Raw genomic sequence first — 11,613 nt, forward strand, 5'->3', positions numbered from 1 at the left:
GGGAGCGTAGGAACTTCCATCCTGGAAGGCCCCGCCGCCTATCCCGCCACCGGCACGCCCGAACCACTCACCCCCGCTTCATGACGAAGAGCCCGTAAACGCGACGCTGAAGGAGAAGGACTACTGGCGGGCCGACGCCGAGGCGTGCCAGACCTACATGAGCGCGTTCAGCGCCCGCCGCAAGCTGCGCGCGGAGGCCGCACAGAAGGAGGATTTCGTCCGCCAGCTCGGCCCGGCGATCGCCGAGCTCGGCGGAACGCTGGTCTTTAGTGAGACGATCGACGGCGCATACCGGCTCGCCCACGGGCTCAGCAAAGACACCACAGCGAGGCCCCTCACGAGCGATCTCAAGCCGGCTGAGCGGGCTGACTTGCTGCGCCACTTTGGCGCGGGCCGACTCAAGGCCATCTGCACACCTCGAGTGCTCGATGAGGGCGTCGATGTGCCCGAATCGGAGGCCGCCATCGTCGTAGCGACGAGCAGCACACGCAGGCAGCTCATCCAGCGCATGGGCCGTGTCATTCGATTGAAGAAGGACGGTCGCGCGGCGAAGCTGGTAACCCTTTACGTGCGCGGCACCGGCGAGGACCCTGCCAACGGCGGCCACGAGGGCTTCCTCGATGCGGTCATGCCCCACGCAGAGGAGACCCGCCACTTTGACTATGCGGAGCCCGAACCGCTCAGAACGTGGTTACCGGGATACCCGTCTCTCTCGCTTCGCATGGCCTAATGATGCAGTCAGCCCAGCTCGTCGGCTAAACGGTCTGACTAAAACCCTGGCGCGCCTCGCGCCTCGCGCCTCGCGCCTCGGCCGCGACGTCGTCACTACACTTCAACTGGGGTACGTGCGTAAGTGAAAGTTGTGTCGGACTTGATCCGCCGGAACTCTTGACGGGCCTCGGCCATCGCGTTGGTTGGCATCTCCCAAATGTCTAACCCTTTGCCGAGCAGGATGCGCCATCCGTGGTCTGTGACGATTGACCGGTCGTGGATGGTGTCGTCGAGCCGCACGTTCAGAGCGATGCCGAATCCCTGTGATGCCTCGCGCAACGCGACGAGTCGCTCAAGTTGGTCCTTCTTGAACTGGTCTTTGTCGGTCTGGGACGTCACGAGGTCGACGACCATCTCATCGGCCGGCCCCTTCGCGAGTGCAATCAGGCCGAGGAGGTCACCGACGTTCCGCACCTGGTGAGGCATTCGGATGTAGGGGTCGACGATCGTGATCTGGGTGGCGCCGACGAGGTAAGGCAGTATGACGTTTTCGTACGAAACGCCGGTCTGGCCCGCCTTGAAGTCGCGAATGCCTTCAAAAAGCTGCGTGGTCGCGTCCGGAAGGACGGGCTCGTCGCTCCCGTCTGGAACGATCGGGAGGGGTGGAGCGATAGAAGCCATAGAGCGCGACTCAAGCAAGGCCGGGGGCTCACTGTAGGTGGCCAGGTCTCCGCCGGTTGCTTCCGAATCGACCCCGTCGGAGTCCCAGTTGCGCCGGTAGAGCTGCGGATACTGGTTCTCCTCAACCGTCACAACGTCATGCCACACACCTTGGGAGTCTTCGTAGCCAAAGCGAGGGAGGTTGTCACGCATGGTCGGGTCGATCCGAAGCACTTGGTCTTTCACGCGCTTCCGACCCTCAATTGAGTAGACCAGCAGTTCCTCGATGTCCTCCGACGTCGCGATACCAGTCGGGTGGATGAGCTTCATCAGGCCAGAGAATGTCTTGTGGATGCCGTCGCGGTCGCGGGTCGAGATGTCGGTCCCGAGGCTAAAGTGCGCCTGATACTTGTCAGAGAAGTCCTCGGAACGCTTTGAGTGCAAGATTTCGGCAAGATAATCGACGACGAAACCGTAGCCGTTCGAGAACATCTCAGATCGGATCGGTGAGACCTCCCACCCAGGGATGTAGTGGTGGATGCGGTCCAGCCAGGCGGCGTCGCGATACGAGTCCGGCAACTCGTCAAAGAGATCTGAGTGCTGGAGCATGTACGGGACGGTGTGGGAGGTGTTCCCGATGAAGACCATCGACGCCTCGGCGCCGAGGGGCTGGTTTCCCCGGTTGAACTGCTTGTTCGCCATGTAGTTCTTCATGATGTTGACCAGGTTCTGGTCGGTGCGGCGGTTCGCCGCGAACTCGTCAAAGGCGACAACGTCCCAATAGCCCACGAGTCCGAGCTTGCCGTTCGCGTTATTGACGAAGAGCTTCGCGACCGTAACTTCACCGCCGGAAATGAGTGCACCATTCGGGGAAAGCTCGCTAAAAGTGTGTGACTTCCCGGTGCCCTTTGGGCCGAGCTCGACAAGGTTGTAGTTGCGCTCTACGAAGGGAATGAGTCGCGTTAGGGCGATGAGCTTTCCGCGCCGACTGAACTGCTCAGGGTTGAGCCCGATCGACTGCACGAGAACGTCGATCCACTCGTCAGTAGTGAACGCAGTGCGCGCCGAATAGAAGCGGTCGAAGTCGACGCTAGAGATCTGGATGGGCTTCAGGCTCGCAAGCACCCAGGGCTCTGTCGGCCCGTCGCTCGGCTTGTACTCGATGTCACAGATACACCAGACACCGCCGACCAAGAGTTTCTGGTTTTGCGTGACAGTGTTCGCGTCGATCGGCACGCCCTTGATATCCAGGTTTTCAAAAGACGCCTCGTAGAAATCCTGCTTCGCGTTCAGGTCGACGGTTACGCGGTCAATGATTCGGTGTTTGCCCTTCTCGCGGATGATCGACTGGACAAGTACCTTCTCGTTCCGATTGACGTAGTGCGCGGCAAGTATGTTCCGCACCATGTCAATGCCGTCTTGAATGGTCTCCTCATCGTCGGAGGCAGCGTATTGCCCCAGGAGATACTCGAGGACGTACCCGGGTACCACCGCGTTGCCACGGACGGCTTTGACAAGGTCCTTGCGAACCACCGATCCAGCGAAGTGCTCGTTAATCTTGCGGTCAAGGTCGGATTCCGCCTCGGTGAAGTTGGGTTCGTAAACGCCCTCCGCGTCGCTGGGGACCATTTCGCTGAGTGCGTCATCGAGGTTCGTCACAGGTGCGCTCCCTTAAAAGTCTGGCGTTGCCGTTATGCGGTTCGTGAACAGGTGCCGATACGGGGTCTGCCACGAATTGCTGTTCGGGCTCGGCTGTTCAAGGCGAAGCTCCACTTGAGCTCCGAGCGGCACGCCTGCGTCTGGTCGTATCTGAAGCTTGACCTCCTGCAGTCGATCTCGCTCGTCGCCAGAAGCAGCAAAGACGACGATCACCTGGTCGGAGATAAGCGAATCGCCATAGTAGAAAGCAGCGCGCAGCTCGCGCGCGTGGGCACGCTCGCTAATCGGCTCGGCCTGCAACACGCTGACCCTGACGATCGAGTTCGTAAGCACGTCACTCTTGGGCTTGATCTGCACCTCGACGGGCTTCACTTCGCTCTTGCCCTTGCGGGTCACGCTGATGACAGGAACGACGATCTCTTGCAGGGATGCGCCGCCATGAACGAAGCGGTCTGCCGCGCCCTGCAACTTATGGGTGAGGCGATAGATCGACTTGGGAACATGCACTTGCCAGTCTCCGACAAGACCCAGTTGAGCCGACGTGAATGTGTTGAATGAGGGCGTCTGTTTGAAGTCCTCGCCGAGCAAAAAACGCCGGTCTCGATACTTGATGTCACCGTGCGGCTCTTCGTCAAGTTTGCTTCCGTCGCCAATCTTGGATCCCTGAAACAGGAACCCATGGTCGGCGGTCACGATCACGTTTGCGTCGGCGGATGTCAGGTTGCCGATTAGCCGCGCAAGCTCGGCGATCGCATCCCTCGCCGCTTCGGGGGTGCCCGACTCTGAGCCGAGCTTGTGGCTGCGCTTATCGATCGTGTCGTGGTACACGTAGACCACCTTGTGCTGCTGGAGGTAGGGGCGCAGTTCGTCCTTGATCTTTTTCGCGAGCACGTCTTCGGCTCTGATGGCGGTGCCGCCAATTGCTTCAAGAATCTTCGTGCGATTCACGAGACCGCCGGCCGGCTTGCCGTCGACGACGACGTCGCTCTCTTTTCCTGCGAATCCAATGGTTTCGAACGGTAGTAAAGCCGCCATCCCCAACTGGGTGTAGCTCGGCAACACACCGAGTACGGCGTCGACCTTTGCTTCGTAGGCAACCTTGGTATCGCTGCGAAGCATCGAGGCGAGCTCGTCGGCGACCTCGTATCGGAGCGCATCAGAGATGACGACCACCATTCGGCGCCCTTGCGAGACAACCGGAGCAACAAACCACTGGTAGAACGCGCTCTGAGATCGGAAGGCGGTGGAATTCCACATCTCGACAGCGTCGACCTGCTTTTGCCACTCGGTCGCCAGAGGAAAGACGTACTTATTGGTGTAGAAGAGTTCGACCTGCTCGACCAAGGGGGCGAGCTGGTCGCCGTGATCGGTGGTGTGCGCGGCCAGCAAGAATTGCCTGTAGCGCTGGTCGATGCGGTACCAGCGGTCTTTGTACTTGGTGAGGCCATCGTCAAAGTTCGCGATCGCGACACTCAACGTGCCGATGTCGTGCAGCAACTCGGCGGCAGAGCGGATCGCCGTATAGAGCGCCCTAATCGACGAGTCAACCGTGTACCAGAACGTCGCTTGGCGGGCCTTCTCCGCGTTTTGCACATCTCGCACTGTGAGCGTCTGGTTGCCCACGCCGAGGGCAAGGTCGCCGATGATCTTCCAGTCAATGGCCTCAAAGACGTCGAGTGTGAGCAGCTCGTTGTAGTTGCGAGCAGCGATCTGAGCCTTGATGTCGAGGTCGACCTCAGCCCGTCTCGCTAGAGCAGCCATCGCTGCACGGCTGCGGACATCATTGCGCCACGCACTGTAATCGTGCCGAACACCGACCTTCACCGACTCGAACTCGGCGTTGGCGTGCTTGAAAACCCACTCAACAAAATCGCCCACCGAGGGGTTCGCCGACTCGTAACCGTAGATGGTCTTGGCGCCGTCCCAGTAGAAGTCCGCAAGACCGTAGCCGGCGATAGCGTCGTAGCCGCTCGTCAAGCCGGCCGCCTCTTCGATCAGCAGCGCGCGCGTGAGCTCGCCGAAGCTGTGCTCTTTGGTGCCGAGCACGACAGCGCTCATCTTGGCGCGCAGCTTCGTGCGGTCATCTTCCGCACTGAGCAAAGCCTTGAGCTTCGACTTGCGCTCGGCACTGTTGAAGAATTTCTGGTGCTCGGCGACGACCGGCTGGAGCGGAAGAGGCAGGCCTAGGTCTTGAGCATCCATGGATGCGCGGTCGGCAGTGACGACGCCGTAGGCGAGCTCGAGATCCCAAAGCCAGTTACCGGTTCCGTCGGGAACGGTGCCTTTGCGGTAGACGATGAACTCCTGATCGGGTTCCTCCTTCAAGAGCCTGTGCTTGACGGCATACTCGTCGCGCTCGACGCGAATGACTTTGACGCCGCCGAGTTCGGCCTCGAGCTGATCAAGGTCTGCCTCATACTCGCCCTCAGGGTCATGCCAGAAAGCGATATGCCGGTCCCCGGCCTTGCGGCCGTTCGCGAAACGGTCGGCAAGTCCGCGCTTCAGAACGCTGAGGTCACTCATCGCCGCCGCGCTTCTTCAGGCCGATGTCCTTCAGAGCTGCGCCGAGCTTCTGGTAGTTCACCAGCACGCCATCGTCCAGGTCGAGCTCGATCTGCTGACCCGCCTGCGGGAACAGGATGTCATGCTCGTAATCGCGTAGCTCGACCAGAACCTTCCGGATGCGGTCGGCTTCCTTCTGAGCGGCCGCAATGTCACGCGCCGAGGCACCACCCAAGCCAGCGGCGACGCGCTCCTGGTGCTCAAGGTTCGCTTCGAGCTTGCTGATGAACTCGCGCAGGTAGACAGTGAGCACGGTCGACACGGTCGAGGGGTTGTAGCGGTGTAGATAGATCAAGGCGCTGAACGATCCCTTCGGGCTGCGGAACAGCCAGTAGATCGGACGCTTCCTGTATCGCTTGACGTGGTCGTCGTAGAAGGACTTCACGAAATAGTCGCGGATGTCCTTGACTTCCAGCGACTCGGTCACGAAACGAAGGTTCTCCTCGAAATGTTCATCCCCGAAAGCCGCACGCAGGAACTGCCGGAACCGAGCAACGATGTCGTCCTCGAACCACTCCCCGTCGACAATCGGGATCACGTTGTCCCTATCCGGCATGAACGACGGCGAGGGCACCTGCGCCAAATAGTCGTCAAGGGTGCTGCCCTGATCCGCAAGGATGAGGCCTGGCTTTTCGAGGCTGTACCGCCCAAAAATGCATCCGACCGCGTAAGAGACCAGGTCGCGCACAGCCTTAGTGGCGAATGCCAGGCCGCCAGGTTCGCGATACGGAGGCCGACTAGTCAGATCCGGTACCCGCTCGCCGTAGTACAGCTGACTGAAGTGTAAGTCGAGCGCCGACTCCAACTCGTGAAGTTGTGCGTTGCGAGCGATTACAGCCCTTCGCGCCGCTTCAATCGAGCGCTCCAACGTCTCTTTCGTGTACGCAAGAACTGGAGGGGTCGCAAAATCGAGTGATTCCTCATGCTCGTCCCAGTCCTGCTTCGACAACTCAACGCAGCGTGCGGCGAGCGAAGCAGACTCAGCGTCACGCATTTTGCGAACCGGCAGGCTCAGAACGTGCCCCACTCGAAAATCAAGCCTCGGCGCCAGGAGACGCATGAATCTCGTCGCAGTTGAGCTATTCAGAAATCCTTCAATCGCGAGAACGTCTACTTGGCCGTTTGCGAAGGCCATCGGGCCCTTGCCGTCGAACATGAAGCCACCACCGACGTGGCGTACCGCGAAATCGTCACCAGAGATGCCCGACCACGAGAAACCGGGCTGGAATCCGTATTCCCCGTTGTAGTTGTGAGAGCGAACGCGACCAGTGCCGGCTTCAATGTTTCCCTTTACCCGTTTGCCGTCGTTCTCCCAATCCACCACGAACTCAAAATTCCCGTACCACCTACGAGGTGAGCCGCCCTTCTGATACGGGAACCAGCGCTTGCCACTCGCCACGCTCTCCCGGTTCGACTCGATCCCGATGCCAATGCTTCGTCTAGAGACCTCGGACCACCGCCGAAGGAATGAACCGTTGTCGCCCGTTGCCATCCCTTCCCGAGCCTGGATCAGATCGCCAATGAACGGCCCTTCGCTGAGTGCCGCCAACTCGACATCGGATGCCCAGTAAATGAGAGGCGCGCTCTGCACATGCCGGAAGTCGCTCGGTTTCCGGAGCCAGGTATTCGCGTTGTCGGTGCCACTCGCGACTCCGCGGAGGACATCAGCCTTGGCGGTGCCCTCAACGCCTGCAGCACGGATGAAGCTTGCTCGTGGCTCCACACCGCCGCCGCGGTGACCTGCGAACGCTACGGTGGCAACGACTTCGCCACCGATGGATTCGAACGATCCCGACCCCAAGTGAGCGAGCGTGTCCAAGTGAATCTGCTCGAGAAACCAGACTCGGTACTTGGCATAAGCGGCAAGGAACATCCAGCTGTCCTGGGTGACAAGCGTGACGCGACCTCGAGGCTGCGAGAGCTGCATTGAGCGCTCGATGAACATCGCGAAGAGGTCGTTCTTGGAGCGACCGAATCGGGACCGTGCAAACTGCGAAAGTCGGGCCGACATATTGCCGCTCCCCATGTAGGGCGGGTTGGCAACTACGACCGAGTATCGCTGCGATAAGTACTCAGCCTGCGCGACCACCGCGGCCGCCTTCTCAAGCGTTTCGCCGTGTAACAGATCTCCGTCAGCCGATACAGCCTCGATTCCCGACTTCAGTGGCGCGATCAGCTGCTCCATCGGCTGGATCAGTGAACCGAAGGTGTCAGCATGTTCGAACGCATTCCAAAGCTCGTCGGCATCAGCACGCGCGAACCCGTCGGCCTTAGTCATCGACCACAAGTAGTCAAGCTCGGCCGGATCGAAGTGTACGTTTTGCAGCACTCGAATGTTGGGCTGCACCGGGTTCTTCAGGAACAGCTTCCGCTTCGCGGCAGCCTTCATCGTCAAAGCGAACGCGGCCAGGGCACCGGCGCGCGGGTCGATCTCGGTGCCGTATAGATTGTGCTCCAGGATGAGGCCAGGGATCTCGGCCGGGTCGTAACCCCGCTCCGTATAAATCGCATAAAGCAGATCGAAGGCATGCGTCAGCATGTGGCCCGAGCCGACAGCCGGATCGATGACCTTAAACTCCTCCGGCTTCGCAATCTCTAGGAAGTCGATCTCATTATCGACGGGCTTGATGTAGTAATCCATCTGCTCGACGAGACGAGACGAAGGGTTGTTCAGCAGCCAAAGTCGGCCGAGCGAGTTCTCCACCAGGTAGCGGACGATCCAGTGCGGAGTGAACAACTGCGTGGCTGCGGGGATCTCCGCGGCGCCAGCCTTCTTGTTTTTCTTAAACCCGTCGAACACCTCGTCTTTGCGATCCGAAATGTAGAACTGATAGAGCCAGCCGATCACCTCGACCTCGCGGCAAACGTCTTCGGTGAGGGTCTTCACGGCACGATCTCGAACAGAGTCAGCAGCGAGCAACGCGGTCGGCATCAGAAGCTCGGTGTAGTCACCCTCCCGCTCAAACATGAACGGCATCGCCTTATGCCAGTAGCGACAATATGCCTCCAGCAGAAGGCCATACGCCTCACCCTGAGCATCCTGGCTGGGTCGAGTGCCGTTGAGCAGTGACGTAATCACCTCTTGCGTCTTCGCGGAGACCACCGAATCATCGAACGTGCCGGCCTTCGCCTCCGCAAAGACCTCCGGCTGACCCGAGGTGCGACCCAACCCTGGGGAAACTACACCGCTTGCGGTATAGCCGTTGGCATCCATGAAACGCAGAGCGATGATGCGGTTGAACCACGTATAGGCAACGCGATCAACAACCTGCTCCTGGCCGTCGCGAGCAATCGCCTCCTCAAGCTCCCGCACCGCACCCGCCGACTCCACCCGAGCCAGCGAATTCTCCGCCAACACCACCAGCACCCGAGCAGCAACCTCCTTCAGAAGATCGATACGAGCCTTAGTGGCAAATGACTTCAACGGCGCAGTCTCCACTAGAGCGTCACCTTCTTGCCTTCTGCGATCGCAGCTTGAAGAGCCGTTCGCAATGTCTCGACGTATTCTTCGACATCAGCCTTGGTCGTGAGGACCAACTTTGCATGGGGCAATCTGATGGAGGTGAGCGGCACTACCTGCTTCTGCTCCGCAGGCGCCGGGTCATCGGGGCCGTCCGGGTTGATGGCGCCGGTCTGCGGCACCTTGGCCCCAGGCCGAGCGGCCGCGAGTTCTGCCACAAGTGCCGGGAAGGTTGCGTTGGCAAACTCTGCAGCGATCACTTTCAGCTTCGAGATACTCACCTCGGCCCAAGCTTGCTGGACGACCCGATCGACTCGATCGAGAGCCATCACTTGGGCAGATTCGGGCGCTTCGTTGAACTCTGTCGCCTCTTGAAGCTGTTCACGGCGCAGTTCGATTGAGCCCACCGTCTTCTCTCGCTCATGCTTCACGACTGCCTCGAGTTGGGATCGCAAGGCATCCGCCGCCGCCTGGAGCTCAACGATGAGCCCACCGCGGAAGACGGCCTGGTTATTCAGTAGCGACTGGGTGGCCGCCGAGGCGTCGTCCGGGAGGTACCCGATGTTCTCGTGAGCATCACGAAGGAATCCGCGAACCTTGTCGTAGATGTCTTTGCGGTTGTCCTTCAGAAAGGCCCGGATCGGATCAAGGACCGCCTCCTTTGCCTCCAACAGCTCATCAGCGCTGTCGAACTCCGTGAGGTACCACTCATCGGTCCTGCCAACCACCTCTTCCAAGAGCGAGATGGGTGGGTCGAGTTGTGCGATGAACGGGTATTCGTACGCTTTCCGAGCCTCTTTGAGCCGGGCAAGCTGCTCCTTGAGCTTGTCGGCACCGAATCGGGCCATCTCCAGCGGGTCTTTTGGCGAGAGTCCCTCATCGAGAAAGTCAGTCACGAACTTGCGGAAGGCCGTGACTCTCTTCTCATCGAAGCTCTTCTGCACGCCAATCTTGAGGTTTGCGAGCTGCTGGCTGTTCTTCAGTAGGGTCGTAACCTCACTGCGCTTGAGAATGTTGCCGTTGTGCTCGATGGTGATGCGCGACGAGCCGAAGAGGTAGCCGATGACGACGAGCGTCGAGGTCTGATCCCAGCCGTAGGGCTTGCCGGTGAACTTATCGACGAGCGCCTTCACCGTGATCTGCTGGCCGATGTTGACCTGCTGTTGAATTCCGAGGGTGAAGACCTCATTCGCGGGTTCAGTCAGGGCATTGTCGACGCTCATGAGGCCATCGGACTGAGCCTGCACGAACTTCTGGATATCCGCCCCGGCATAGACCTTCCCTCCGAGAAGGGAAAGTTGCGGATATGCCTTGGTCACAAGCACGCTGAGGCCGTCAAAGACACGCGTATCGGCCATTTCGCTACCCGAGTCGACATCAACCGTGTAGACGACGAGCGTCGCTCTGCCGACTGCTCGGCGAAGGCGCTCGAGGATCTCCTTTTTGCGCTCCAGATTTTGCTGTGCCTTTGCACCGAGAATGCGTTGCTGGACCGACGTGAGTGAGCCATTCTGCTTCTGCTTGACGTACTTTTCAGTCTTCAGAAGAAGGCGCAGGTCTCCGAAGACGCTGGCTTCAGGGTCGAGCACGACGCGCAATTCGTCGAGGCCGGTACTGTGCGCGCGGATCGTTTGGAGGTCGTGCGGGTAACCGGGCGTGAAGAGATGGACGGTGAGCGCGTGCTGCGGGCCGTAGCCGACGTCATCGATCTTGTAGCCAAAGCTGTAGTCCAGAAAGCCTCCCTTCGAAGTCTTGTGGCGGTACTTGGGAGTCTTGATCACATCTTGCTGAATCATTTCGAACAGGCGTTTGTTGACCTCTGAGCCGTCGAGGTCTACAGACTTGATCTCGCTTTCGATCTCCTGCTCTTCGTTCGTCAGGTACTCGTAAAGATCGCCGTTGCGCTGGATATATGTCTGCGACTCGAGGAGCGCCAACGCGTCTTCGACCTGCTTCGTGAGCTCCTGGGGATTCAGTCCGAAACGGTCGTAGACAAGGACTGCGATGTTCCGCGCGGTGGCCCGGAAACCATCGACGTACTTCACGAGGAAGAGCGACTTGAGCACACGGACCGCTAATTCCGTGAGGCTAGATTCCTGGTCGGGGAGGTTCTTCTCTGCGACGTCGATGGATCGCTTAGTGGACGCCTGGACCGTATTGCGGATGCCAGCGAAGAGGGTGTCAAAGGCGGCGATCTGGCCAACCTCCGCTTCTTCAAGTTCCTTAGCAACCTGTTGGACGACGCCAAGCATCGACCGCTCGCCCACCGACGCGTGGCGCCCGGTGAATGCATTGTGTTCGGAAAGACCGACCAGTGCAGCGCTAAATAGAGGAAATTGGTAGTTCACGAAGGGATAGGTCGATATAAAGCGCGCCTCGTCCGGGTAGTTCGGATACGTGCGCCCGCCGACGAAGTCGAAGAGAGTCTTGAAGTTGCCGGACTCCTTCTCGTAAATCGCCTTAAGCGGCTCTTCGGACTTTCGGTGGGGGTGAGGCTCGCCGGGTGAGGTCGGGCGGGTAGGGGTCGAGGTCCCCGAGGATCAGAAGCGCTAACTGTCTGA

The 11,613-nt window shown here is 59.7% G+C and carries 4 protein-coding genes and 1 pseudogene; 1 reads left to right on the forward strand and 4 read right to left on the reverse strand.

The genetic code is table 11. From position 1 onward, the window contains the following. Nucleotides 1–157 precede the first annotated feature (157 nt). Complete coding sequence (locus tag EV140_RS00530) at nt 158–730, forward strand: DEAD/DEAH box helicase (RefSeq protein WP_130280036.1); 573 nt, start codon at nt 158–160, stop codon at nt 728–730. Between the two features lie 95 nt (nt 731–825). On the opposite strand, the gene brxL is transcribed toward EV140_RS00530, so the two are convergent. The 4 genes and pseudogenes from brxL to brxC all read right to left on the reverse strand — a co-directional run. Continuing rightward, nucleotides 826–3,030, reverse strand: a complete 2,205-nt coding sequence (gene brxL / locus EV140_RS00535; RefSeq protein WP_241971222.1) for a BREX system Lon protease-like protein BrxL — start codon at nt 3,028–3,030, stop codon at nt 826–828. Nucleotides 3,031–3,042: 12 nt separating this feature from the next. Next, complete coding sequence (gene pglZ / locus EV140_RS00540) at nt 3,043–5,553, reverse strand: BREX-1 system phosphatase PglZ type A (RefSeq protein WP_130280038.1); 2,511 nt, start codon at nt 5,551–5,553, stop codon at nt 3,043–3,045. Continuing rightward, a complete protein-coding gene (gene pglX, locus EV140_RS00545) occupies nt 5,546–9,031 on the reverse strand; it encodes a BREX-1 system adenine-specific DNA-methyltransferase PglX (protein ID WP_130280040.1) in 3,486 nt (1,161 codons plus the stop codon). Before pglX ends, pglZ begins: the two co-directional genes overlap by 8 nt. Next, a pseudogene (brxC, locus tag EV140_RS00550) lies at nt 9,031–11,517 on the reverse strand (BREX system P-loop protein BrxC); the annotation flags it as partial. The pseudogene brxC and the gene pglX, both read right to left, overlap by 1 nt. Nucleotides 11,518–11,613 lie beyond the last annotated feature (96 nt).

It is taken from the genome of Microcella alkaliphila, from assembly GCF_004216855.1.
In the GTDB taxonomy this organism is placed as follows: domain Bacteria; phylum Actinomycetota; class Actinomycetes; order Actinomycetales; family Microbacteriaceae; genus Microcella; species Microcella alkaliphila.

Coding starts and splice junctions, on each gene's coding strand:
- EV140_RS00530 (WP_130280036.1), top strand. CDS start 158: ATGAGCGCGTTCAGCGCCCGCCGCAAGCTGCGCGCGGAGGCCGCACAG.
- pglZ (WP_130280038.1), bottom strand. CDS start 5,553: ATGAGTGACCTCAGCGTTCTGAAGCGCGGACTTGCCGACCGTTTCGCG.